The organism is Mesorhizobium sp. CNPSo 4661 (assembly GCF_057784215.1).
The window spans coordinates 220,459-244,915 of record NZ_JBWGIO010000007.1 but is presented as its reverse complement, the minus strand read 5'-3'; the positions used below and the strand labels follow the sequence as shown (position 1 = coordinate 244,915).

Annotated in this window: 26 protein-coding genes; 11 read left to right on the top strand and 15 right to left on the bottom strand. The window is 65.0% G+C overall.

The annotated features are described in order from the left end of the window. Positions 1 to 12 precede the first annotated feature (12 nt). Positions 13 to 507, bottom strand: a complete 495-nt coding sequence (locus AC0YKC_RS12910; RefSeq protein ID WP_320298233.1) for an FxsA family protein — start codon at positions 505 to 507, stop codon at positions 13 to 15. 203 nt (positions 508 to 710) lie between these two features. Here AC0YKC_RS12910 and AC0YKC_RS12905 point away from each other — a divergent pair, with 203 nt between their 5' ends. The 4 genes from AC0YKC_RS12905 (at position 711) to AC0YKC_RS12890 (ending at position 3,554) form a co-directional block, all read left to right on the top strand. Next, positions 711 to 1,418, top strand: a complete 708-nt coding sequence (locus AC0YKC_RS12905; protein WP_320298234.1) for a Tim44/TimA family putative adaptor protein — start codon at positions 711 to 713, stop codon at positions 1,416 to 1,418. A 135-nt stretch (positions 1,419 to 1,553) separates the two neighbouring features. Then, positions 1,554 to 2,660 carry a murein transglycosylase A gene (gene mltA / locus AC0YKC_RS12900; protein ID WP_488511301.1) on the top strand — a complete coding sequence of 369 codons (1,107 nt, stop codon included), beginning with the start codon at positions 1,554 to 1,556 and terminating at the stop codon, positions 2,658 to 2,660. Then, positions 2,657 to 3,181, top strand: coding sequence for a Smr/MutS family protein (locus AC0YKC_RS12895; RefSeq protein WP_488511300.1), 525 nt, complete (start codon positions 2,657 to 2,659; stop codon positions 3,179 to 3,181). The genes mltA and AC0YKC_RS12895 overlap by 4 nt, the downstream gene beginning before the upstream one ends. 10 nt (positions 3,182 to 3,191) lie before the next feature. Then, entirely contained in the window at positions 3,192 to 3,554 is a 363-nt protein-coding gene (locus AC0YKC_RS12890; protein WP_320298237.1) for a helix-turn-helix domain-containing protein, read from the top strand. A 299-nt stretch (positions 3,555 to 3,853) separates the two neighbouring features. Here AC0YKC_RS12890 and AC0YKC_RS12885 read toward each other — a convergent pair whose 3' ends face one another. The 4 genes from AC0YKC_RS12885 to AC0YKC_RS12870 form a co-directional block, all read right to left on the bottom strand. Continuing rightward, positions 3,854 to 4,084: a hypothetical protein gene (locus AC0YKC_RS12885; RefSeq protein WP_488511299.1), complete on the bottom strand. Its 231-nt coding sequence runs from the start codon at positions 4,082 to 4,084 to the stop codon at positions 3,854 to 3,856. Between the two features lie 484 nt (positions 4,085 to 4,568). Then, entirely contained in the window at positions 4,569 to 5,186 is a 618-nt protein-coding gene (locus AC0YKC_RS12880; protein WP_320298239.1) for a transglutaminase-like cysteine peptidase, read from the bottom strand. A gap of 194 nt (positions 5,187 to 5,380) precedes the next feature. Next, entirely contained in the window at positions 5,381 to 6,658 is a 1,278-nt protein-coding gene (locus AC0YKC_RS12875) for a polyhydroxyalkanoate depolymerase (protein WP_488511298.1), read from the bottom strand. Between the two features lie 512 nt (positions 6,659 to 7,170). Further along, entirely contained in the window at positions 7,171 to 7,533 is a 363-nt protein-coding gene (locus tag AC0YKC_RS12870) for a septal ring lytic transglycosylase RlpA family protein (RefSeq protein ID WP_320298241.1), read from the bottom strand. A 310-nt stretch (positions 7,534 to 7,843) separates the two neighbouring features. Here AC0YKC_RS12870 and AC0YKC_RS12865 point away from each other — a divergent pair, with 310 nt between their 5' ends. Continuing rightward, the gene (locus AC0YKC_RS12865) at positions 7,844 to 8,029 is read left to right on the top strand and encodes a hypothetical protein (protein WP_320298242.1); all 186 of its coding nucleotides are present in this window, start codon (positions 7,844 to 7,846) and stop codon (positions 8,027 to 8,029) included. Positions 8,030 to 8,068: 39 nt separating this feature from the next. On the opposite strand, the gene AC0YKC_RS12860 is transcribed toward AC0YKC_RS12865, so the two are convergent. From AC0YKC_RS12860 to tauA, 8 genes are all read right to left on the bottom strand, one after another. Continuing rightward, a complete protein-coding gene (locus AC0YKC_RS12860; RefSeq protein ID WP_488511297.1) occupies positions 8,069 to 8,869 on the bottom strand; it encodes an ABC transporter ATP-binding protein in 801 nt (266 codons plus the stop codon). A gap of 7 nt (positions 8,870 to 8,876) precedes the next feature. Then, positions 8,877 to 9,656 (bottom strand): ABC transporter permease subunit, encoded by a 780-nt coding sequence (locus AC0YKC_RS12855; protein ID WP_488511296.1) that lies wholly within the window; start codon positions 9,654 to 9,656, stop codon positions 8,877 to 8,879. Next, positions 9,653 to 10,810 carry an FMNH2-dependent alkanesulfonate monooxygenase gene (ssuD, locus tag AC0YKC_RS12850; RefSeq protein ID WP_488511295.1) on the bottom strand — a complete coding sequence of 386 codons (1,158 nt, stop codon included), beginning with the start codon at positions 10,808 to 10,810 and terminating at the stop codon, positions 9,653 to 9,655. The genes AC0YKC_RS12855 and ssuD overlap by 4 nt, the downstream gene beginning before the upstream one ends. 73 nt (positions 10,811 to 10,883) lie before the next feature. Continuing rightward, positions 10,884 to 11,855: a sulfonate ABC transporter substrate-binding protein gene (locus AC0YKC_RS12845; RefSeq protein ID WP_488511294.1), complete on the bottom strand. Its 972-nt coding sequence runs from the start codon at positions 11,853 to 11,855 to the stop codon at positions 10,884 to 10,886. Positions 11,856 to 12,356: 501 nt separating this feature from the next. Then, complete coding sequence (locus AC0YKC_RS12840; protein WP_488511293.1) at positions 12,357 to 12,542, bottom strand: hypothetical protein; 186 nt, start codon at positions 12,540 to 12,542, stop codon at positions 12,357 to 12,359. A 22-nt stretch (positions 12,543 to 12,564) separates the two neighbouring features. After that, positions 12,565 to 13,428 (bottom strand): ABC transporter permease subunit, encoded by an 864-nt coding sequence (locus AC0YKC_RS12835; RefSeq protein WP_488511292.1) that lies wholly within the window; start codon positions 13,426 to 13,428, stop codon positions 12,565 to 12,567. Continuing rightward, positions 13,425 to 14,198, bottom strand: a complete 774-nt coding sequence (locus AC0YKC_RS12830; protein ID WP_488511291.1) for a taurine ABC transporter ATP-binding protein — start codon at positions 14,196 to 14,198, stop codon at positions 13,425 to 13,427. The genes AC0YKC_RS12835 and AC0YKC_RS12830 overlap by 4 nt, the downstream gene beginning before the upstream one ends. Positions 14,199 to 14,355: 157 nt before the next feature. Then, on the bottom strand, positions 14,356 to 15,369 hold the full coding sequence (tauA, locus tag AC0YKC_RS12825; RefSeq protein ID WP_488511290.1) for a taurine ABC transporter substrate-binding protein: 1,014 nt from the start codon (positions 15,367 to 15,369) through the stop codon (positions 14,356 to 14,358). Between the two features lie 889 nt (positions 15,370 to 16,258). Here tauA and AC0YKC_RS12820 point away from each other — a divergent pair. From AC0YKC_RS12820 to AC0YKC_RS12800, 5 genes are all read left to right on the top strand, one after another. Next, a complete protein-coding gene (locus tag AC0YKC_RS12820; RefSeq protein ID WP_488511289.1) occupies positions 16,259 to 17,599 on the top strand; it encodes an FAD/NAD(P)-binding protein in 1,341 nt (446 codons plus the stop codon). Between the two features lie 416 nt (positions 17,600 to 18,015). After that, complete coding sequence (locus AC0YKC_RS12815) at positions 18,016 to 19,452, top strand: pyridoxal-phosphate dependent enzyme (protein WP_488511288.1); 1,437 nt, start codon at positions 18,016 to 18,018, stop codon at positions 19,450 to 19,452. Further along, positions 19,449 to 20,618: a trans-sulfuration enzyme family protein gene (locus tag AC0YKC_RS12810; RefSeq protein ID WP_488511287.1), complete on the top strand. Its 1,170-nt coding sequence runs from the start codon at positions 19,449 to 19,451 to the stop codon at positions 20,616 to 20,618. The genes AC0YKC_RS12815 and AC0YKC_RS12810 overlap by 4 nt, the downstream gene beginning before the upstream one ends. A gap of 420 nt (positions 20,619 to 21,038) precedes the next feature. After that, positions 21,039 to 22,280 (top strand): D-amino acid dehydrogenase, encoded by a 1,242-nt coding sequence (locus tag AC0YKC_RS12805; RefSeq protein WP_488511286.1) that lies wholly within the window; start codon positions 21,039 to 21,041, stop codon positions 22,278 to 22,280. A gap of 97 nt (positions 22,281 to 22,377) precedes the next feature. Further along, entirely contained in the window at positions 22,378 to 23,127 is a 750-nt protein-coding gene (locus tag AC0YKC_RS12800; protein ID WP_488511328.1) for a maleate cis-trans isomerase family protein, read from the top strand. Positions 23,128 to 23,319: 192 nt separating this feature from the next. On the opposite strand, the gene AC0YKC_RS12795 is transcribed toward AC0YKC_RS12800, so the two are convergent. Continuing rightward, the gene (locus AC0YKC_RS12795) at positions 23,320 to 23,817 is read right to left on the bottom strand and encodes a GNAT family N-acetyltransferase (protein WP_488511285.1); all 498 of its coding nucleotides are present in this window, start codon (positions 23,815 to 23,817) and stop codon (positions 23,320 to 23,322) included. Continuing rightward, positions 23,814 to 24,107, bottom strand: coding sequence for a type II toxin-antitoxin system TacA family antitoxin (locus tag AC0YKC_RS12790; protein ID WP_488511284.1), 294 nt, complete (start codon positions 24,105 to 24,107; stop codon positions 23,814 to 23,816). The genes AC0YKC_RS12795 and AC0YKC_RS12790 overlap by 4 nt, the downstream gene beginning before the upstream one ends. A gap of 151 nt (positions 24,108 to 24,258) precedes the next feature. Between AC0YKC_RS12790 and AC0YKC_RS12785 the strand changes: the two genes are divergently transcribed. Then, positions 24,259 to 24,435 (top strand): hypothetical protein, encoded by a 177-nt coding sequence (locus tag AC0YKC_RS12785; RefSeq protein ID WP_140542936.1) that lies wholly within the window; start codon positions 24,259 to 24,261, stop codon positions 24,433 to 24,435. Positions 24,436 to 24,457: the final 22 nt, after the last annotated feature.

Here is a 24,457-nt window from a genome sequence, read left to right as displayed (position 1 = left end):
AGTGGGCTGCGATTAGTCGTTCTTCAGCCGCCGCCAGGGTGAATTGTGGTCCGGCCGGTTCGGATAGTCGTCGCGCGAATAGTCTGTGTCGTCGAGGTCGATGACGTTGTCGCGCCGGCGGGCCGAAAAGCCGCTCGAGAAGCTTGTCGCCATGACGATGCGGTTCTTGAGCAGGCGCCAGGCGAGGTCGCGCACCGGCGGCAGCAACAGAAGAATGGCGAAGATGTCGGTGATGAAGCCCGGGATGATCAAAAGGATCGCCGCGAGCACGATCATCGCGCCATGCGCGAGCTGTCGGCTGGGGTCGCGCCCGGCATCCATCTCCGTCCGCACCCGCGTCATGACGCCAAAACCCTGATGCCGGAGCAGCAGGCTGCCCGCGACGCTGGACAGGATCACCAGCCCGACCGTCGCCAAAGCGCCGATTTCGCGGCCGACGACGACGAAGCCGGCGATCTCCAGCAGCGGCAGCAGGAGCAGGAACAACGGGATGAACGAGATGCGCAAGTCTTTGACCGATCGCTTTCTTCTTTTGCGGCGCTCGCGGCAATCGCCGCTGGCCTTGGCGCCCTTAGATAGGTATGGCTGCCTTTGATTTGAATGATTGCGCCTGCCGTTCTATATGCTTTGAGTGTTGAACGCTATGCGACCGCGGTCCCCCGAGGGGGCTATGCCGGTCCGGCAAGGACAGGATCGGGTTGGCGGAAAATATGGGTTTCTTCGACTTCGGCACGATTTTCTTCCTGATTGCGGCGGTTGTGATCTTTTTCCAGCTGCGCAACGTGCTTGGTCGTCGCACCGGAAACGAGCGTCCGCCCTTCGATCCCTATTCGGCGAGCCGTACCCGCGAGGCCGATGCGGCGCAGAAGCCTGAAAATGTCGTGTCGCTGCCGCGCAAGCGCGCGCCGGGCGAAACAGCGCCCGAGACCTACGCCGACATCGACGCCTTCGCCAAGCCCGACACCGATCTCAACAAGGGCCTGCGCACCATCAAGGACAATGACGCGTCCTTCGAGCCGAAGGGCTTCGTCGACGGCGCCAAGATGGCCTATGAGATGATCGTCATGGCCTATGCCGACGGCGACCGTAAGACGCTGAAGAACCTGTTGTCGCGCGAAGTCTATGACGGTTTTGTCGCCGCGATCGGCGAACGCGAGGCCAAATCGGAGAAGATCCAGTCGTCCTTCGTCGGCATCGACAAGGCCGACATCGTCGCCGCCGAAATGAAGGGCTCGGAAGCGCACATCACGCTGCGCGTCGTCTCCGAGCTGATCTCGGCGACCCGCGACAAGGCCGGCGCCGTCATCGACGGCGACCCGGAGACGGTGGCCGAGGTCAAGGATGTCTGGACCTTCGCCCGCGACACCCGCTCGCGCGACCCGAACTGGAAGCTCGTCGCCACCGAAGAAGAAGATTGATCTAGAGCATGATGCCGAAAAGTGTGGGGCGGTTTTCGGATCACATCATGCTCCATCTCTTTGAATTAGAGGCGGATTCAGATTTCAGGTCGGTTCGACCTGAAATCATCCGGCTCTAAGCGGCGGGGCTCGGTCGTGCCGCTCTCTCCCACATTCAGCCAAAAGTCGTTCAGGGACCTGCCCGGATGGGCCGGGGATGACCACCGCGCGGCTTTTGCGGCGTTCCGCCGCTCGGCCTTTCACGCCCCGATAAAGCCTTACCGCACAGGATCGCTCGGCGTCGATTTCAACGCTTTTGCCGAGGCCTATGCCGAGGCGCGTGCCATTTCGGAGCCGAATCGGTTGGAAGCGCGCTCCTTCTTCGAACGGCATTTCGTTCCGATGCTGGTGAAAGGTGAAGGTGGCAGCGCCGGTCTCGTTACCGGTTTTTACGAGCCGGAGGTCGAGGCCTCGCCGGTCAGGACGGAGCGGTTCACCGTGCCGCTGCTGTCCCGCCCCGCCGACCTGATCGACATTGACGACGGCAACCGGCCGGCCGGCATGGACCCCTATCTGGCCTTCGCCCGCCGGACGAATGCTGCTCCCGTCGAATATTTCGACCGCGGCGAAATCGAGCGCGGCGCGCTTGCCGGCCGGAACCTGGAAATCGCCTGGCTCGCCGAAAAGGTCGATGCCTTCTTCATCCATGTGCAGGGTGCGGCGCGGCTGAAGATGACCGATGGCAGGCTCGCCCGCGTCACTTACGCCGCCAAGTCCGGCCAACGCTTCACCGGCCCGGGCAAGACCTTGAGCGAGCTCGGCGAGATACCGCTCGAAAAGGTGACGATGCAGTCGATCCGTGCCTGGTTCAAGGCGCATCCCGACCGCGTCGACGAGATCCTGTGGCAAAACCGCTCCTACATATTCTTCCGCGAAGCCGAAGTCGACGATGTCAGGCTCGGTCCGATCGCCGCCGCCAAGGTGCCGCTGACGCCGGGACGCTCCGTCGCGGTCGACCGCCTGCTGCATACATTCGGCACGCCCTTCTATATCGACGCGCCGACGCTCACCGCCTTCGACCAAAAACCGTTCCGGCGGCTGATGATCGCCCAGGACACCGGCTCGGCCATCACCGGACCCGCGCGCGGCGATCTCTTCGCCGGCTCGGGCGACGCCGCCGGCGAGATCGCCGGCGTGGTCCGCAACGCGGCGGATTTTTATGCCCTGGTCCCCCGCGGCCTGTTCGGCAGAGCGCGCCGGTGAGCCGCCGCGACGATCATCTCAGCGATGACGACCGCATCCTGTGGAACCTGGTGGCGCGTTCGGCCCGGCCGCTGAAAGGCAAGGCCGCCGTCGAGCCCCCCGACATCGTCGAGCCCAAGCCCGAGCCGCCGCGCCCTGCCGCCAATGGCGTTGCGGCCGTGGCGGCAAAGCCGAAGACGCCGCACGTCTCGCATGCGCTTGACGATCAGACATTGCAAAAACTGAAAAAAGGCCGGCTGCCGATCGAAGGCCGTGTCGACCTGCACGGCATGACGCAGGACGAGGCCTATTCGCTGCTGCTCACCTTCCTCAACCGGGCGCATGCCGGCGGCATCCGTTACGTGCTGATCATCACCGGCAAGGGCTCGTCCTCCGGCGGCGACGGCATCCTGCGCCGCGCCGTGCCGGCCTGGCTGTCGACGCCGGCTTTCCGCCATCTTGTGTCCAGCCACGATCACGCGGCCCGCAACCATGGCGGCTCGGGCGCGCTCTATGTACGGCTGCGGCGGATACGCTCATGAGCCGGCCGGCATGACCCCGTTCGGCGAGAAGCTCCGGGCGCTGCGTGCCGAGCGCGGCGTCAGCCAGAAGGCGATGGCCGAGGCCATCGGCGTTAGCGCCGCCTATCTGTCGGCGCTCGAGCACGGCCGCCGCGGCGCCCCGACCTGGACGCTGATCCAGAAGATCATCGGCTATTTCAACATCATCTGGGACGATGCCGAGGATCTTGTCCGTCTCGCCGAAAGCTCGCACCCCAGAGTCAGGATCGACACGTCTGGCCTGTCGCCGGCGGCCACCGAGCTGGCCAATCTTTTGGCTGAAAGCATCGAGAGGCTCGATGAGACGGAATTGCGGAAAATCACCGCGTCGGTCCGGGCTGCGCTGAGGGGATAGTTGCCCTTATGACAACGGGTGGGTTAGCCGAAGCGCCCGAGCTTCGTCATCCACGGGCGGAGCGGGCGCGAAGCGGACGCGCAGACCCGAGGATCCATTCCGTGATCTCGCGCGAAGGGCAAAGGCGGTGCAGAACAGAGTTCGTTCTGCACCGCGGCGACGCCTATAGGTAACGGAATGGATTCTAGGGTCTGCACTGCGTCGCTGCGCTCCTCGCTTCGCCCTAGAATGGCGAAGCCGCGAGGGCCGAGGCTCTTGCCTACCACGCCGCAGGCAGCCTTCTCGATCTCACTTTGAGATCAGTTCTTGCCGTTGGTGCTGCCGCGGCCGCCATTGTTGCCGTGATGGTCGCGGCCGCCGTTTCCGCCGCCCAGGCAATTGACGCTGCTGACGCCGCAGCAGCGGCCGCTCCAGAGGTCGTTGAGATTGGTCTTGGCGCAGCTTTTGACGGTGTCGTCGGCCAGGGCCGAACCGGTCAGGGCCGACACGGCAATGGCGGCAAGCAAGGTGTTTCGCAAAAAGGCAGTCATTGAAATTCTCCACGGTTGGGTTTGTCGTCTACGGCTGTGTGTCGCCGGCCGAACGGAAACGGTTCATGGAGTCGCCTGAAAATTTTCGGAGGCGGTTACGGGTTTTTTGTTGTCATCGGCCTTTGCAATGTGAGGCTACGACAGCTCGGTCGTCATTCTAGGGCGGAGCAAGGAGCGAAGCGACGCGCGCAGACCCTAGAATCCATGCCGTTACGCCAACGCTTTGCAACGGTTACAGAATTCTGCACCGTTGCACTCCACGGTAAGCGTCACGGCATGGATACTCGGGTCAAGCCCGAGTATGACGACGTCACGTAGGGATTCGGCCAATCTCCAAGGTTGGCGCCAGAAGCTCAACACACCTCCACCTTCAGCCACGGGGAGCTTTTCGCCCAGCGTCGAAACCGGCCCGGCATGCGCCGCGCGGTTCACCCACCGCGCAGGGAGGTAGAGCGCCTCGCGAAGAAAAGCAGGCGTCCGGTTTCTACTGCACCGAGCCGACAAGCACCGGCTGGCCGTCGCGGATCGAGACCCAGCGGCCGGTGTTGTCGATCGCCTGCCGCTTGAGGAAACGATAGCCGGTCGCGTCCCAGGCCTTGACCTTGTCGGTCAGGTTGTCGAGCACGTAATCGCCCCTGTCGGTGCGCACCGTCAGCACCGAATGGCCTTCGCCGTCCGGCTTGCGCACGACGGTGATCAAGAGGTCGGCCAGCGACATGCCCATGCGATAGAGCTGGCGACGCTTTTCCAGCACATAGTCCTCGCAGTCGCCATAGCCATCGTCCGGATAGGCCCAGACCTCGTCCTTGCCGTAGTGATCGAGATCGCTCAACGGCTTGACGGCGGCATTCACCTTGGCGCTCACGCTGACCAGCCTGCGCCACAGGCTGTCCGTCATCTTTGCAGGCTCGAGATCGGCAGGGTGGATGTTGCATTCGTTCGGGCGCGCTTTGCAGAAATCGTAATGGCCGATCGGCTGCGAGGTCAGGCCGCTCGTGGCCATCGCGCCCGCCGCCCAGGCGGGCGCCGCCCAGTGAGCCGAAATCGCCAGCCCTGCGACCGAACACAAACGCAGAATCCGCGCCATCGCTGAGGAAGTCATTGTCCCCGCCGCCCTGTTCTTTATTAACGAAACGTTAAAGGCGATTTACAGTCCGTGTCAATTAGAGACGACGGCCAGTTTGACGGCATGGTTACCTGGACGATCCCATAGCGGCACTTTCGCAACAGAGGCATGGGCGCAACACCGCCGGCCGCCGGATGGCGGCAGTCCGCTCCGAAGCGGCTTTACGACGTTCAGCTCTTGGCGGAACGGACCAGCTTCGGCTTCGTCGCCACGCGGTGCTGGCGGCCATAGCTGGAAATGAAGTCGGCGATGCGCGGCACGATTTCGGAGCGGAAGCGCGAGCCGTTGAAGACGCCGTAATGGCCGACGGCCGGTTGCATGTAATGCGCCTGTCTGTCGGCCGGGATGTTGACGCACAAATCGTGCGCGGCCTGGGTCTGGCCGAGGCCGGAAATATCGTCGTTCTCGCCTTCGATGGTCAGCAACGCGACATTGCGGATCGCCTTCGGATCGACCGACTCGCCGCGATGCTTCATCTCGCCCTTCGGCAGGGCGTGGCGCACGAACACGGTGTCGACCGTCTGCAGGTAGAACTCCGCCGTCAGGTCCATCACCGCCAGGTACTCGTCATAGAAGTCGCGGTGCTTCTCGGCATTGTCGCCGTCGTTCTTCACAAGGTGCATGAAGAAGTCCTTGTGGGCGATGATGTGGCGGTCGAGATTCATGCTCATGAAACCCGAAAGCTGCAGGAAGCCGGGATAGACCACGCGGCCGAAGCCCGGCACCGGCCAGGGCGCCTGCATGATGACATTGTCGCGGAACCAGTCGATGCCCTTTTCCTCGGCCAGAAGATTGACCGCGGTCGGATTGCGGCGCGTGTCGATCGGGCCGCCCATCAGCGTCATGGTGGAGGGCACGAAGGGATCGCCGCGCTTTTCCATCAGCGCCACCGCCGCCAGCACCGGCACCGAAGGCTGGCACACGGCCATCACATGGGTGTCGGGACCGAGCGCATGGAACATGTCGATGACATAGTCGATATAGTCGTCCAGATCGAAGCTGCCTTGCGCCACCGGCACCATGCGGGCATCGACCCAGTCGGTGATGTGCACGTCGGCATGGGGCAGCATCGCCTCGACCGTGCCGCGCAGCAGCGTCGCGTAATGGCCCGACATCGGCGCCACGATGAGCAGCTTGGGGTCGGGCTTGCGGCCGGCGGGCAGCGCACGCTCGAAACGGACGAGGTTGCAGAACGGCTTCGACCAGACCGTCCTTTCCGTGACGTCGACGCTTTTCCAGTCGACGACGGCCTTGTCCAGGCCGAATAGCGGCTTGCCGTAGCGGCGCGTGGTCCGCTCGAAGAGCTCCGCGGTCGCCGCGACCGAGCGGCCGAAGGGGGTGTGGGAAATCGGATTGAGCGGGTTGGAGTAGAACAGCCGCACCGCGTCGGCATAGAGGCGGGCCGGCTGCAGCGCCGCATGGTTCATTTCGTAGAGCTGGTAGAACATCGAGAACCCCGCTGCCGTCCGACGACCAAAGGGACGACGGACAGCGCCGAGCCTTGAATGTCTCGCGCGGAGGTTAACAAGATATTGTTGCGATGCAATACGTCATTTTGTCTGACGAATGCATCTTTCGTTCAACCTGTTGAAAATCAGCCTTGCGCGGACGAGCCGGCTCAATGTGCACTGCGGAAATGTGAAAGATATGTGAGGGCTCGCATCGGATCGTGGTGCGACGGCCGCCCAACCTCGTCATTCTATGGCGGAGCAAGGAGCGAAGCGACGCGGCGCAGACCATAGAATCCATGCCGTGACTTGGAAGCGCCGCCACGGTGCGGAATTTTGCTCCGTTGCACTCCTGGCGAAGGTAGCGGCATGGATTCTAGGGTCTTCGCGACGGAGCTTCGCTCCTGCTCCGCCCTAGAAATGACGATCACGATAGGCGTTTCGGCCGATCTCCAAGGCATGCCGCCTGCCAATGCAAACAGAGCCGACCGGTCAAATCCCTGTGCAGTGTATCAGACGCGCGCCATGCAGACGGCGGTATGGCCAGAACCGATGAAGCCGAGCTCGCCGGCTGCGCCGCGCGACAGATCGAGCATGCGTCCCTTCACGAACGGGCCGCGATCGTTGATGCGCACGACGACGCTGCGGCCGTTGTTCTTGTTGGTGACCCGGAGCTTGGTGCCGAAGGGCAAGGTGCGATGGGCGGCAGTCAGTGCCGAGGGGTTCATGCGTTCCCCTGAGGCGGTTCTGGAATGCAGCGCATACCAGGAAGCGCGGCCGCACTGAGCGGCGGCGGAGGAAGCGGACGAGGCGCCGGCCATCAGGCCAGCCGCGATCGTTGCCGCGACAAGCGCGGTCTGGTTGGATTTCTTCATGCTTTGGGGGTGGCTCCGTTAAAGGTAGGCCCCGCCGATATGTGCCGAATGAGGCACGAAATGCGGCATTGATCTGGCGGTTCCATGGCGACGGCACACGTTTGGAGTCGCCGCGAAACAGTTTGTCATGATATTTCCAGCACCAGGAAGGCGTATTCTCAATGAATATCGGGTCGGCTCCGGGGACATTCCGGGCAACATCGGCCCTCAAGATTTGAAGTACGGAGGAGCCGAACTGTTTCGATTCCTCCGCATCTTTTGTTGCGTCCCCATTGCCGTTCAGGATCGACTTCCGGAGAGGGTCAAGCCGATGCGATTGATCAGGTTTGTGCTGGCGCTGATTGTGCTGGGGCTGGGTGCGTTGTGGTCGCTGCAAGGCCTCGGCTTCGTCAAGGGCAGCTTCATGACCGGCCAGACGCAATGGCTCTATATCGGGCTCGTCACCATGCTGGTCGGCGTGGTCGGGCTGCGCTGGGCAAGCCGCACCCGCGTCTGACCGGCATTGATGGCAAGCAGTGGCGTGCGTGCCGTACGATCAAGCCCGGCCGAACAGATGGTCCAGGATGGTCCCCTCGATATGGGCGAGCTCCGCCGAGCCATGCCGGCGGGGCCGCGCCACCGGCACGTCGAGATCGAGGGCGATCCTGCCGGCGCCGATCACCACGACGCGGTCGGCGAGCGCCACGGCCTCGCCGACATCGTGCGTCACCAGCACGGCGGTGAACTTCTGGTCGAGCCATATCCGTTCCAGGAGCTGCTGCATCTCGATACGGGTCAATGCGTCCAGCGCGCCAAGCGGCTCGTCGAGCGCCAGGATCTGCGGCTGGCCGACCAGGGCGCGGGCAAGCGCCACGCGCTGCTTCTGACCGCCAGACAGCACCGAAGGCCACTCGTCGGCGCGATCGGCCAGCCCGACCTCGTCAAGCATGGCAAGTGCCCGCTGCCTGGCCTCGATGCCGCCGGCAATGCCGGTGAGGCCGATCTCGATATTTTTCACCACGCTCATCCACGGCAGCAGGCGCGGTTCCTGGAACATGAAGCGCGTGCGGCTGTGGCCTTCCTCGCCTGAGAAGGTCAGCGAACCGCTGCTCGGGCGGTCGAGCCCGGCCAGCAGCCGAAGCAGCGTGCTCTTGCCGCAGCCGCTCTTGCCGATGATGGCCACGAATTGTCCGGCCCGCACGTCGAGGCTGATGCCGTCCAGCACGATCTTGTCGCCGAAGCGTTTTCCCACCTCCTTGAACGCGAAGGCCCGCCGGCCCTCGACCGAGCCGATCGTCCGGGCTTGCGCCGGCGTGGAGACGAGGGAACGTGCGGCGGTTAAGGTGGCGGCTGGCATCTTGTTCTCACCCTTTCTGGAAGGCGGGATGCCAGCCGAGCGACAGGCGCTCGAGCAGGCGGGCCAGGCTGTCGGCGAGCTTGCCGAGCAGCGCGTAGATCAGGATCGACAGCACCACGACGTCGATCAGCAGGAACTCGCGCGCCTGCATGGCCATGTAGCCGAGGCCGGAACTCGCCGAGATCGTCTCGGCGACGATCAGCGTCAGCCACATGATGCCCAGCGCGTAGCGCAGGCCGACGAAGATCGACGGCAGCGCGCCGGGCAGGATCACCCGGAAGAACAGCGCGCGCCGGTCGAGGCCGTAGACGCGGCCCATCTCGACCAGATGTGGATCGACGCTCTGGATGCCGAGCAGCGTGTTGACGTAGATCGGGAAGAAAACGCCGAGCGCCACCAGGAACAGCTTCGCCTCCTCGTCGATGCCGAACCACAATATGACCAGCGGGATCAGCGCCAGATGCGGGATGTTGCGGATCATCTGCAGCGTCGTGTCGGTCAGGCCCCGGCTCAGCGCCGACAATCCGTTGGCGAGGCCGAGCGCGAACCCGATCGCGCCGCCGATGGCGAAGCCGGACAGCGCGCGCAGGGTGGAGACGCCGATGTTGCGGATCAGTTCGCCCGACAGTGTCAGCCGCCAGAAGGCCTCGGCCACCGCGCTCGGCGCCGGTAGCACATTGGCCGGGATCAAGCCCGCGCGCGCCGCGGCTTCCCAGCCGGGGATGATTGCCGCCGGCAGCAGCCAGCCGGCCGCGCCGCTGCGGGCAAGGCGGGCGGCCAGGCTCATGACGCCGCCTGCAGGCGCCCGGCGCCGTGGAAGCCGACGGAGAACTCGTTGGCGATGTCCTTGTGCGCCCGCTGCCGCTGCGTGCCGAGGCCAAGGGGTGGGAACAGGAGCTCGGCGACGCGGTAGGCTTCTTCCAGATGCGGGTAGCCGGAGCCGATGATGGTGTCGATGCCGATCGCCTGGTATTCGCGGATGCGCTCGACGACCTGCTCGGGCGTGCCGACCAGCGCCGTGCCGGCGCCGCCGCGCACCAGGCCGACGCCGGCCCAGAGGTTTGGCGAGACCACGAGCCGGTCGCGCCGGCCGCCATGCAGTTCGGCCATGCGCCGCTGCCCGACCGAATCCATCTCCTTGAGGAAACGGGCCTGGGCATTTTCGATCTGCGCGTCGGTGACATGGCTGATCAGCCGCTCGGCGGCGCGCCAGGCCTCGTCCTCGGTTTCGCGCACGATGAAATGCAGCCTGATGCCGAAACGCATCTTGCGGCCGCGCCGCGCCGCCTTCTCGCGCGCCGATGCGATCTTTGCGGCAACCTGCGCCGGCGGCTCGCCCCAGGTCAGGTACATGTCGACGAGGTCGGCCGCGAGCTCCTGGCCGGCATCGGAAGAGCCGCCGAAATAAAGCGGCGGCCGCTCCTGCAGCGGCAACAGGTCGAGGCGGCCGTTCTCGACGCGGTAATATTTGCCTTCGAAATTCACCCGCTCGCCAGAGACCAGCCCGCGCCAGATGCTGAGGAACTCCTGCGCCTGCGCATAGCGTTCGTCATGCGGCAGGAACACGCCGTCGCCGGCAAGCTCGGTCGGGTTGCCGCCGACCACGACATTGAGCAGCAGCCGGCCGTTGCTCAGCCGGTCGAGCGCCGCGGTCTGGCGCGCCGCGAAGGTCGGCAGCGTCACGCCGGGTCTCAGCGCGACCAGGAATTTCAGCCTTTCGGTCAGCGTCGCAAGGCCGGTGGCGGTGATCCAGGAATCCTCGCAGTTCTGTCCGGTGGGCAAGAGCACGCCGGGGAAACCAAGCCTGTCGACCGCCTGCGCGATCTCCTTGAAGTAGCCGAACTCGGGCGGACGCTGCTGCTTCTCGGTGCCGAGATAGGAGCCGTCGCCATGCGTCGGGATGAACCAGAAGAAATCGAGCGGGCTGGCTGATGCGGTCATGGCTGATACCCTGGAGAAGGCAGGAGAAAACGCGGCGGCGCCGGGCGTTCGCCGCCAGGCGCGTCAAGGAAAATCAGTTGCCCGGCGCGGTCCAGATGGCGTCGGAAATCCGGACCGCTTTCGGGATCAGGCCGAGCTTGAAGAAGCGATCGGCCGTCGCCTGCTGGCCGGCGACGATCTCGTCGGTGATCGGGAAGATGCCGAACTTGGTCCGGTTGGCGGCGATCGTCTGCGCGTCGAGCGGCACGCCGGTCACCTCATGCAGCGCCTCGGCCACCTTGTCGCGGTTCTGGTCGGCCCATTTCGCCGCGTCGCCGAGCGCGGCGATCGTCGTCGAGACGACATCCGGATGCGCCTTGGCGAAATCCTTGTTGGCGAGGAAATAGGTGTTGACCTTCAGCACGTCGCTGGAGCGGACGAGCACGCGCGGCTGGTAACGGGTCTCGGCGATGGCGAAGAACGGATCCCACACCGCCCAGGCGTCGATCTGGTCGCTGGCGAAGGCGGCCGCCGCGTCGGCCGGGCTGAGATAGACCGGCGTGACCTGATCGAAGGCGATGCCGGCTTTCTCCAGCGCCGCGACCAGGAGATTATGCGCGCTGGTGCCCTTGCCGACGCCGATGCGCTTGCCTTTGAGATCGGCCAGCGACTGGATCGGCGAGGCCGGCTTGACGAAGATCGCCTCGCCGTCGCCATTCGACGGCAGCGCCGCCGCATAGACGATGTTGGCCCCGGCCGCCTGGCCGAAGATCGGCGGCGCGTCGCCCGTCCAGCCGACGTCGATGGCGCCGACATTCAAGGCCTCCACCAGCGGCGGGCCGGCGGTGAACTCGACCCATTTCACCGTGACGCCCTTGTCGGCCAGCGCCTTTTCGATGATCTGCCGCTGCCTGGCGATGACCGGCAGGCCGGTCTTCTGGTAGCCGATGTTGAACGCCTTGAGCTCTTGCGCCGCGGCGCCGAAGGATGTCTTCGCGATGGATGTGGCAAAGGCCGCCGCTGCCAGCAGGCCGGTACCGAAAACGCGTCTCGTCAGATTGAACATGACCCTCTCCTTCGATGGCCCGGGGCTGCCGGGGGTTTGGAATGGGGTCAGGCTAGGTAAATCTATAAAGTTAGTAGAGAAACGATCTTGCGAGTTCGGCGGAGTGGATGGAATTATTTTCTGCGTGTAACCTGGGGTCGTTATTCTAGTTGACACCGCACAGGGATTTTGACCGGTCGGCGCTGTTTGCTTTGGCAGGCGGCATGCCTTGGAGATTGGCCGAAACGCCCATCGCGATCGTCATTCCAGGGCGGAGCAGCCGCGAAGCGGCGTCGCGTAGACCCTAGAATCCATGCCGCTACCTTCGCCAGGAGTGCAACGGAGCAAAATTCCGCACCGTGGCGGCGCTTCCAAGTCACGGCATGGATTCTATGGTCTGCGCCGCGTCGCTTCGCTCCTTGCTCCGCCATAGAATGACGAGGTTGGGGCGGCTTCAGCCAATTGGCGAGGCACAGACCCGAGGATGACGAAGACTTGGGGGCCAGCGCAAAGCTGAGCCCCTCATTGCGACCAGCACTGCCAGGCCCAGTAGAAGCTCTCGTCGCGCGGCGGCAGGCGGTCGCGTTCGCCGGCAAGCAGCACCGGCGTCGGCGATTTCGGCTCCTCCGCGGGCCGCGTGTCGCTCGGTGGTAGACGAAGCAGCCACGTGCCGACCTGCGCGAACAGCACCGCGGTGGAATGGGTCATCGTCCTTCTCCTTCGCTTCCGTTCATTCCCGACCCGCCCATGGCACCAGCACCCGCTCGATCCGGCGGATGATGAATTCCAGGGCAAAAGCGATGATCGCGATCACCAGGATGCCCATCACCACCACGTCGGTGACCAGGAACTGCGCCGCCGACTGGATCATGAAGCCGAGCCCGCGCGTCGCCGCGACCAGCTCGGCCGCCACCAGCGTCGACCAGCCGGCGCCAAGCGCGATGCGCAGGCCGGTGAGGATCGAGGGCAGCGCGCTGGGCAGGATCACGTGGCGGATGACCTGGGCGCGGGTGGCGCCGAGCGATCGCGCCGCGTCGACGCGCTCGCGCGAGACGCCGCGCACGCCGGCGGCGGTCGACAGCGCGACCGGCGCCAGCATGGCGATGGCGATCACCAGGATCTTCGACGGCTCGCCGATGCCGAACCAGATGATGATCAGCGGCAGATAGGCGAGCGGCGGGATCGGCCGCAGGAACTCGAGCAGCGGATCGAACACGCCGCGCCCGATCCGGCTGATGCCGATGGCGAGGCCGACCGGGACGCCGACGACGATCGCGGCGATCAGCGCCGCGAAGACGCGCCAAAGCGACGCCAGGATATGCTGGAGCAGCGTCGCATCGACGAACCCGTCGCGGGCAACGACGACGAACTTGGTCCAGACCGCGGCCGGCGAGGGCAGGAAGACCGGCGACACCAGCTGCAGCGAGGCTGCCGCCGTCCAGGCGGCCAGCAGCACGAGGATGGTGATCGCGCTGACCAGCCGGGCCGAAACCGCCCGTCTCGGCTTCGGCGCGGGCCGCGACCATGGCACGGAGAAGCCGTCATTCTCGCCGGCTTTCGCTCTCGCGCGTTCGCTATAGGCGCCGACGCTCATGCCGCCTCTCCTTCGAAGATCGCATCTGTCAGCTCCGCGCGGGAAGCGGCGAAGGCGGGATCCGCCTTGATCGCGCGGATCGGCTCGCCGGCCGCATAGCGGCGGCCGAAATCAGTCTCGAATGTCCGCACCACATGGCCGGGCCCGGGCGCCAGCACGACGATGCGGGTCGCCAGCACCAGCGCCTCCTCGATGCCATGCGTCACCATCAGCACACCGACCTGGGCCGCCGCCCACAGATCGAGCAGCGTCGTCTGCATGCGCTCGCGCGTCAGCGCATCGAGCGCGCCGAGCGGCTCGTCCAGCAGAAGGAATTCGGGTTCGGCGGCGAGCGCCCGGGCAAGGCCGACGCGCTGGCGCATGCCGCCGGAAAGCTCCCAGATGCGCTTGTCGCCGGCGCCGCCGAGCTTGACCAGCGCCAGCAATTCGTCGGCGCGCCGCGCCCGCCTGCCGGCCGGCACGCCGCGCAGCCTGAGCGCGAAGGCGACATTTTCCCGCGCCGTCAGCCAGGGAAACAACGCATCGCTCTGGAAGACCACGGCGCGGTTCGGCCCGGGCCCGGTGATCGGCCGGCCGCCGACCGTGGCCAGGCCGCCCACGGGCTCGACCAGGCCGGCGGCGACGTTGAGCAGCGAGGTCTTGCCGCAGCCGGAACGGCCGACCAGCACGACGAAATCGCCCTTACCGACGTCGAGCGAAACGCGCTCGACCGCGGGCGCTTTCTGGCCGCCATAAAGAACGCTGACTTTGTCGAGGATGAGATGCGACATCGGCGTTTTGGCCTCTGTTGGATTAGGGCCTGCCCCGAAGCCGCGCCTCGTAAGCGGCTTCGGGGCAGGCAAGCGCAAGGCCAGGGAAGAAGGCGCCGCGCTTCCGAACAATCCCCGGAAAGGCGGTCATCCTTCCGGGGATTGCATTGAGAAAAGCTCAGTTCGAGGCAAGCGCCTCGCTGGCATATTTCGCCGTCACATATTTCGAATAGTCCGGCAGCACGGCGTCGACCTTGCCCTGCTCCTTGAGGAAGGCGGACGTCGCCGCGACGGCCTGCACGGTCGCGCCGCCAAGGAACTTGTCCGAAGCCTGCTCCTCGAGCGAGGGGAAGACATAGCCCTTGAGCAGCTCCGGCACCTCTTCCAGCTTGGCGCCGGTGAGCTTGGCGATCTTGCCGGCTTCCGGCGAGGACACCGACCAGGCGTCCGGCTTGGCGAGGAACTGGGCATAGGCCTCGCCGGTCACCTTGACGAAGTCGCGCACGGCCTCGGGGTGCTTGTCGGCAAAGTCGGTGCGCACGATCCAGGCGTCGAAGGTCGGCGCGCCCCAGGCGGCCACTTGCGAGGAGTCCAGCACCACCTTGCCGGTTGTCTTGATCTGGCCAAGCGCCGGATCCCAGACATAGGCCGCGTCGATGTCGCCGCGCGCGAAGGCGGCGGCGATCTCCGGCGGCCTCAGATTAAGGATCTGCACCGACTTCGGATCGACATTCTCATGCTTTAGCGCCGCGAGCAGGCTGTAATGCGTGGTCGAAACGAACGGCACGGCGACTTTCTTGCCGGCCAGATCGGCGAGCTTCTCGATGCCGGCGCCGTTGCGGGCGACCAGCGCTTCCGACGGGCCGATAAGGCCGACGACGAAGATGGTCTGGATCGGCAGCTCGCGGCTGGCGGCCGCCGCCAGCGGGCTCGAGCCGACATAGCCGATATCGACCGACCCGGAAGCGATGGCGGCGATGACGTCGGCGCCGGAATCGAACTTGCGCCAGTCGATCGTGGCCTTGGTCGCTTTTTCATAGGCGCCGTCGGCCTGCGGCACTTTCGATGGCTCGACCGCCGTCTGGTAGCCGATGGTGATCTTGAGATCCTCGGCGCTGGCCGGGCCGAGCAAGGCGGCGGCCGTAAGCGCCGCCGATGAGAAAAGCAGGATGCGTCGTGAAAGGATTGACATTGAAAGGCTCCATAAACCCCGACAAACTGGATTGCCTTTCTATCGTCCGTTAATTCTATCGGGTTTGTAGAGTTAAATCCTTCCAACGAAGGCCGCTTTGTTGGAAAAGTGTCGCCGGGTACCGGCGGAAAGGGCGCAAAAGGACGGTCGCGGCGGGGCGCGGGTGGGCGTGAGCGCAGGCCGCGCTCTCGGGTGCCCTGGGTGGTTGGCGGAGCCATCCGTCCGGTCGTCATTCCAGGGCGGAGCAAGGAGCGAAGCGACGCGCGCAGACCCTGGAATCCATGCCGTGACATGGACACGATGCTGCGGTGCAGTGGGGTTGGACAAGGTTCCATTCTCGTCCGTCGCATCTCTCGCGAAGGTCACGGCATGGATTCCAGGGTCTATGCGCCGCTTCGCGTCGCTCCGCCCTGGAATGACGAAGGTAGGTAGGCAGCCGCTCTCAGCTGAAGGAGTTTCCATGCCCTGACATAGAAGCGATGCTGCGGTGCAGACCTATCTTTCAGTGGGGTTGGACAAGGTTCCATTCTTTACCGCTGCATCTCTCACGAAGGTCGCGGCATGGATTCCAGGGTCTACGCGCCGCTTCGCGTCGCTCCGCCCTGGAATGACGACCGCGCGGGTGCGGCCCTCTCTCCAGCACCTCCGGCCGAACGAAAATCCTTCTGCCATCCTATCTCGGCAAATCCATGCTTCAAAAGGCAGTCGAATTGGAACCCGGGTTTCCTGCCCAGCGTGGTTAGTATAGTAATCTTATCAACATTGGGAGTGAGAGAACGATGCGCGACCTTCTGAAAACCGTTCCGGCGATCGTTCGTGGCTTGCGGCCGAAGCCGTCCGCGGCGGCGGCCGCGCGCTGATCGCCGCGTCAGGTTCCCGGCTCGCAACCATGGTTGGACGCGGCAACTCCATCATCATTGTCGGCGGCGGCGCCAGCGGCGTCGTGCTCGCCGCGCATCTGCTCAAATCGCCCAATCCGGACCTGCGCGTCACGCTGATCGAGAAGCGGCCGCATTTCGGCCAGGGCATGGCCTATTCGACGCTGCTTTCGGCGCATGTTCTCAACGTCAACGCCTCCGGCATGAGCGCCTATGCCGACGACCCGACGCATTTCGCGCGCTGGGTGCTGGATCGCGGTCTGGCGAAACCCGACCAGGGACCGTTCTATGCGCCGCGCAGCCTCTATGCCCGCTACCTGCAGGACCTGCTCGACGGCCTGATGGAGCGCGAGCGCGAGACCGGTCGTCTGCGGCTGATCCGCGAGGAGAGCCTGTCGATCGCGCCGACGCCGGCGGGCGTCGAGGTGGTACTCGCCAACGGCACCAGCGTCGTCGCGCATCTTGCCGTCCTGGCCACCGGTCACGACGAGCAACCCGGCGCCTTCCAGGGCCACGCCGTCCGCATGGGAGCGGAGGCCGACACCACGCTCGATCCGCAGGCCCAAGTGCTGCTGCTCGGCACGGGGCTGAGCATGGTCGACGCGTTTCTCTCGCTGGAACAGCGCGGCCATCGCGGCGCCATCGTCGCGGTGTCGCGGCGCGGGCTGCTGCCGTCGCCGCACCGCAAGGGCAACCCGATCAAGCTCGATATCGCCGACATTCCGCTCGGCACCCAGCTTTCCTATTTCGTCGGCTGGTTCCGCAACCTGATCCGCGAGACCCAGAAGGCCGGCGGCGACTGGCGCGACGTGGTTGATGGGCTCAGGCCCTTCAACCAGACGATCTGGCAGAACTGGCCGTCCTCGGCCAAGCGCCGCTTCGTCGAGCACACCAAGGCCTGGTGGGACATCCACCGCCACCGCATGGCGCCGGAAGTCTACGCGCGTGTCACCGAGGCGGTCAGGTCTGGCCGCATCCGCCTCGTCGCAGGCAGGGTCGTGAACGTCGAGGCGAACGGCGGCTTCGTCGTGAAAATCCAGCCGCGCGGCACGCAGGCTGTTGAGACCCTGGACGTCGCCCGCCTCTATGATTGCATGGGCATCGCCCGCGACATTTCGCGGACGTCGAACGGCGTCGTGCGCTCGCTGCTCGAGCGCGGCGTGGCGCGTCCCGATCCGCTGCGCCTCGGCCTCGACGTCACCGGCAAATGCGAGCTGATCGCGGCCGACGGCGCGGTGTCGTCGAAGCTGCTCGCCGTCGGCCCGCTGACGCGCGGCACCTTCTTCGAGATCGACGCTATTCCGGATATCCGCGTGCAATGCGCCAAGCTCGGCAAGCTGCTGCTGGGGTGAGGCGTTCGTTCTTGTAGTTGCCGAATCTGGCACTCTACGGCGCCCCCCTCTGGCCTGCCGGCCATCTCCCCCTCTTGGGGGGAGATCAGCAGTTCCGCTGACGGCGCTATTTCTGCGGCGTTGGTGATAGGCGAAAGCCGAGGTGTCTATCCAATCTCCCCCCAAGAGGGGGAGATGTCCGGCAGGACAGAGGGGGGGCGCCTCGCGCCGGCTTCAACATTGAGAACCGGGTGCGCAGCCCTCCGCGAAATTCCATTCCCCCTCTCCCCGCCGGATTGGCACGATCTATCTTCTTTCCAGATGAAAAGGGCTGGAAAAGACACCTCGCGCCATCCGCGAAACCGGAATGGATTCCGGCGGTTCGGTGCGCGAGATTGCGGCTACCCGCATCGAACTGCTTCCACGGAGCATTTGAGATGAGCGAGCAGAAGAAAGCAGCGCCCGACGGCGCGGAAGGCGCCCTCTCCCGTTTGCGTCCGCCTTACGCCTCGGTGCTCGACCTGATCGGCCAGACGCCGGTCGTCGAGCTGACCAAGTTCGACACCGGCAAGTGCCGGCTGTTCATCAAGCTCGAAAGCCAGAATCCCGGCGGCTCGATCAAGGACCGCATCGCGCTGTCGATGATCGCGGCGGCGGAGAAATCCGGCGCGCTGAAGCGCGGCGGCACGATCGTCGAGGCCACCGCCGGCAACACCGGCCTCGGCCTTGCTCAGGTCGGCATCCCGAAAGGCTACCGCATCATCCTCGTCGTGCCCGACAAGATGTCGCGCGAAAAGATCCAGCACCTGCGCGCTTTGGGCGCCGAGGTGCGCATGACCCGCTCCGATGTCGGCAAGGGCCATCCCGAATATTACCAGGACATGGCCGAGAAGATCGCCGCCGAGCTGCCCGGCGCCTTCTATGCCAACCAGTTCGCCAACCCGGCCAATCCGCTGGCGCATGAGACCACCACCGGCCCGGAAATCTTTTCGCAGCTTGAGGGCGATGTCGACGCGGTGGTGGTCGGCGTCGGCTCCGGCGGCACGCTCACCGGTCTCGGCCGCTATTTCGCGGAACACTCGCCCAAAACCGAGATGGTGCTGGCCGACCCGGCCGGCTCGGTGCTGGCGCCGCTGATCAAGACCGGCAAGATGGAAGAGGCCGGCTCATGGACCGTTGAAGGCATCGGCGAGGATTTCGTGCCGCCCAATGCCGACCTCTCGCTGGTGAAAAAGGCCTATTCCATCACCGACAAGCAGAGCATGCTGGCGGTGCGCGATCTGTTGTCGCGCGAAGGCATCCTCGCCGGCTCGTCCTCGGGCACGCTGTTGTCGGCGGCCCTTCGCTACTGCCGCGAGCAGACGGCGCTCAAGCGGGTCGTCACCTTCGTCTGCGACAGCGGCAACAAATATCTGTCGAAGGTCTTCGACGATATCTGGCTGGCCGAGCAGGGCCTTGCCGACCAGGCCCAGCATGGCGATCTGCGCGACCTCGTCATGCGCTCGCCGCGTACCGGCGACATCGTCACCGTCGGCCCGGACGAAAGCCTGCTCAACGCCTATGGCCGCATGCGCCGCTCCGACGTCTCGCAACTGCCGGTGCTGGACGATGGCAAGCTGATCGGCATCGTCGACGAAAGCGATATCCTGGCCAAGGTCGACGGCCCCTATGACGGCCGCTGGGACCGCTTCAACGGCCCGGTGCGCTCGGCCATGAGCTCGAACCTGCATACGCTGCAGGCCAGCCAGACGCTCGACGCGCTTTTGCCTGTCTTCGACCGCAACGAGGTGGCCATCGTCTTCGATGGCGACGAGTTCGTCGGCCTGATAACCCGTATCGACCTGATCAACCATCTGAGGCGCCGCGCAAAATGACTTCGAACGGCAAGAACCGCCTGGCCTTTTCCACCCGCGCCATCCATGGCGGCCAGAGCCACGACCCGCTGACCGGCGCGGTGATGGTGCCGATCTACGCCACCTCTACCTACGGCCAGCAGTCGCCCGGCGTGCACAAGGGCTTTGAATATGCCCGCAGCCAGAACCCGACGCGCTTCGCCTTCGAGCGTGCCGTGGCCGATCTCGAAAGCGGCTCGGCCGCCTTCGCCTTCGCCTCCGGCCTGGCGGCGATCGGCACGGTGCTGGAGCTGCTCGACGCCGGCGCCCACATCGTCGCCACCGACGACATCTATGGCGGTTCGTTCCGGCTGATGGAACGGGTGCGCAAGCGCTCCGCCGGCCTGCAGGTCAGCTTTGCCGATTTCACCGACCTTGCCGCGGTCGAGGCGGCGATCCGTCCCGAAACAAAGCTGCTCTGGGTCGAGACGCCGACCAACCCGCTGCTGCGCATCGTCGATCTCGAAGGCCTTGCCGCGCTGGCGAAGCGCAAGGGCCTGCTCACCGTCGCCGACAACACTTTTGCCAGCCCTTACATCCAGCGGCCGCTGGAGCTCGGCATCGACATCGTCGTTCATTCGACGACGAAATATTTGAACGGCCATTCCGACATGGTCGGCGGCGTGGCGGTCGTCGGCGACAACAAGGACCTCGCCGCGCAACTGAAATTCCTGCAGAACGCCATCGGCGGCATCTCCGGCCCGTTCGACAGCTTTCTCGCGCTGCGCGGCATCAAGACCCTGGCGCTCAGGATGGAGCGCCACTCGGCCAACGGGCTGAAAATCGCGCAATGGCTGGAAACGCGAAAAGATGTCCGCCGGGTCATCTATCCCGGCCTCGCCAGCCACCCGCAGCACGCTATCGCCGTCCAGCAGATGCACGCCTTCGGCGGCATGATTTCCGTCGACCTCGACCGCGACCTGGCGGGGACGAAACGCTTCCTCGAACGCACGCAGCTCTTCACCTTGGCCGAAAGCCTGGGCGGCGTCGAAAGCCTGATCGAGCACCCGGCGCTGATGACGCACGGCTCGATCCCGGCGGAAAAGCGCGGCGCGATCGGCATTACGGATTCGCTGGTGCGGCTGTCCTGCGGGATCGAGGACGGCGACGATCTGATCGCGGATCTGGAGCAGGCGCTGGGCGGGTGAATGGGCTTCGTCATTCTAGGGCGGAGCAAGGAGCGAAGCGACGCGCGCAGACCCTAGAATCCATTCCGTGACGCTAAGGCGTTGCTGCGGTTGCAGAATTCTGCACCGTTGCACCCTACGGCAGAGGTCATGGCATGGATACTCGGGTCAAGCCCGAGTATGACGACGTCATGGAGGCCTCGGGCTAATCTCCAACGTCGTCGCCAGAAGCGCTCACTACCCCACCGGCGCCTTCAACCAGAGCGCCTTTTTCGCCCAGCGTCGAGACGTCAGGGATTAGCGACGACATTCGTTCGATGCGCCATTTGCGATCGTCCTGCCGACGAGCGGCGCTGTCCCGCCGACATCTCCGCATGTGTGCCATTGCACACTGCAGTCCACACTCTAAACTGCCCCCAACTTGCGATCTCCGGAGGCGCCATGCGCGTGATCGTGTTGGGTGGCGGCGTGGTCGGCGTCACCACCGCCTATCAGCTGCAGAAGGACGGGCACGAGGTCGTCATCCTCGAGCGCCAGCAACAGGTCGCCGCCGAGACCAGCTGGGGCAATGCCGGCATGATCGCGCCGGGGCATTCCTTCGTCTGGTCGTCGCCCAGGGCGCCAATGATCCTGCTTAAATCGCTGGTGTTGAAGGATCAGGCGCTGCGCTTCAGGCTCTCGGCCGATCCCCGGCTCTACAGCTGGTCGTGGCTGTTCCTGATGGAATGCACGGCGCAGAAGGCCCGACGCAACACGCTGCTCAAGCATCGCCTCGCCGTCTACTCGCAATCGATCCTGCACGAGGTCGTCGCCGATGAGGCGATCGACTACGACCGCAACGATCGCGGCATCCTCTATTTCTACCGCAGCCAGCAGGCGCTCGACAAAGGCGTCGAACATATGCGGCTGCTCGAATCCGATGGACAGCTGATCAAGGTGCTCGACCGCGACGCCATCGTTGCGCTCGATCCGTCGCTGGCCTCCGCACGTGAAAAGATCGCCGGCGGCATCCATTGCCCGACCGACGAGACCGGCGACCCGGCGAAATTCACCCGGGCGCTTGCGGCAAAGGTGGTCGAGCGCGGCGGGGAGATCCGCACCGGCACGACCATCACCGGCATCGAGACGTCCGGCAACGGCGTCGCCCAGGTGATGACCGACAAGGGCGGGGTCAAGGGCGACGCCTATGTGCTGGCGCTCGGCTCCTACAGCCCGCTGATAGCCAAGACGGTCGGCATCAGCCTGCCGATCTATCCGATCAAGGGCTATTCGCTGACCATTCCTGTCGGCAATTGCCCGGCGCCGCCGACCATCGCGGCCATCGACGAGCACAATCTGGTCGCCGTGTCGCGCTTCGGCGACCGGCTGCGCGTCACCGCCACCGCCGAGTTCGCCGGCTACGACACCAGCCACAAGCCAGCCGATTTCGCCTTCATGAAGGGCGTGACCGAGGAGCTTTATCCCGAAGGCGCCGATTACGACCGCGCCGAAATGTGGGCGGGCCTGCGGCCGATGACGCCCAACAACCTGCCCGAGTTCGGCCAGCGGCGCCTGCGCAACCTCTATTTCAACACCGGGCACGGCCATATCGGCTGGACCATGTCGCACGGCTCGGCCCGCATCACCGCCGACCTGATCGCCGGCCGCAAGCCGGCGATCTCGATGGACGGACTTTTGAACTGAGAACATGATCCCGACGGGGTCGACCAGGAAAGGGAATGCCATGTCTGTCAGCGCGGCTGCCACCCGCCCTCAATCTTCGGGGCCTGTCGATTTGGGCGTGCTTCCATCCGAGATCGACGGCGGCCTCGCCTCGCGCGCGGCGATCGGGCTCGCGATCCTCGCCACCGACCAGACGCTGGAGCATGAGTTCCGTGCGCTGGTGCGCATTCCGGGCGTCGCCTTCTACGAGGCGCGCCTCTTCAACGACAACGACATCACGCCGGAAACACTGCGCGCCATGGGCCCACGCATCGCGCCGACCGTCGACCTCATCCTGCCCAGCATCCCGCTCGACGTCGTCGGTTTCGGCTGCACCTCGGCGACCATGACGCTCGGCGAGGAAGCCGTCTTCGCCGAGATCAGGAAGGCGCGGCCCGGCGTCGCCTGCACCACGCCGGTCACCGGCGCCTTGGCAGCCTTCAAGGCGCTCGGCGTCAAGGGCATCGGCCTGCTGACCCCCTATGCGCCCGAGATCAACCAGGGCCTTGTCCGCTATTTCACCGGCCGCGGCCTCGACATATCAGCCGTCGCCACCTTCGACCGACGCGACGACCGCGAGGCGGCCCGCATCTCGCTCGCCTCGATCGAGGCGGCGGCCGAGCGCATGGCTGAAGTGCCGGGCGTCGAAGCGATCTTCATCTCCTGCACCAGCCTGCGCGTCGCCGAGGCGGTGGCGGAACTGGAGCGGCGCATCGGCATTCCCGTCACCTCCTCCAATCACGCCATGGCCTGGCACTGCCTGCGCCTTGCCGGCATCGACGACGTCGTGCCGTCCGGCGGCCGGTTGTTTGCGCTGAACGCCAGTTGATCGGCTACTTGGCCGGCCGCGCGCCGATCCCTTCGGCCACGACCCGGACAAGCCGGCGAGCGCCGAAAGCATCGCCTGGCCATGTCATGGCCGGTCGAGAATGTGGTGATGGCGCATGGCGAGCCAGTGCGGGAAAACGGCGGTGCGTTTTTGCAGCGGGCGTTTGGATGGCTGGATGTCTGATGCCGTCCCTCACTCGGTAATCGTCTCACGCAGATCCGCCAACGAGACCATCAGTGTCATCGGATTTAGTGGCGAAGGGCTGAAACCCAGCGCGGTGTAGAAAGTCTGCGCCTCATTCGAGATTGCGTGAACCAGAATCCCGCGAATGCCAAGCGATTGCGCCGCGTTCATCACCCGGCGAGCCGCGTCCTGCACCAGCGCCCGGCCGAGGCCCCGGCGTTGATGGGAAGCATCGATTGCAAGACGCGCAAGGATGGCAACTGGAATGGGGTCCGGCATGTTGCGCCGGAAGCGACCTGATACCTGGCTGCCGGTGATGCTGCCGGAAGCGAGTGCATAATAGGCAACGATCCTTGCATCCTGGCAGAGGACGAAAGTCCTTGTCGCGCCGCTATCCTGATTGGCAAGCGCCCGACGCTTGAGCCAGTCATCGAGAACTGGAACGCCGGATGAGAAAGAGGATAGATCATGGCTGCGGTCCAGCGGCACCGGCGGCTGGAGCGTCACTGGCTCTTCCAAGGCAACGGCGCGTTCATCAGCCGAGAGAGCCTCTCGTTGGATTTGGCCGGCGCATCGAGCAAGGCTAGAAATTCCGCATAAGCCTCCGGCGAGACTTTGATGAGTGTCCGGTCAAGCAATGTGTCCTCGGCCATACGCCGAGCAGCATCGAGGATGAAATCCGTCCTGGTCTTGCCAAGCGCACGCGCAGCCTCGTCGATTAGGCCCCGCTCCTCAGGCTTGATGCGGATATTGAGAGTGCTCCTCTTGGAAGCCTCGTCTGGAGATTCGTGTTTCATGGCGCAAGAATAACAGATCGTAATGACGGTGTCATTACCTTGCCTTCATCGCCGCCTATGAGTTCGAAATCCGCCCGTTAACCGAATCGGAAGGAGATGTTTAACGCTTCGTCTCTATGTCCCCTGCCCGGGGAGGCACCACAGAGCGAGCATGATGAACGACGAAAAGCGAAACGAATGGCGTGCCATCTTCTACGTGCAGGCGCGCGTCGCCATCCTGTTTGTGCCGGTCGTGCTCAGCCTTCTCCTAATCGGCATCCTTGCCGGCAATGAGCGCAAATCCGTGCCCGACGCCGTCGATCCGACCGTGACGAGCTCGGTGCGCTAAACCGGACGCTTGGCCGCGCCGG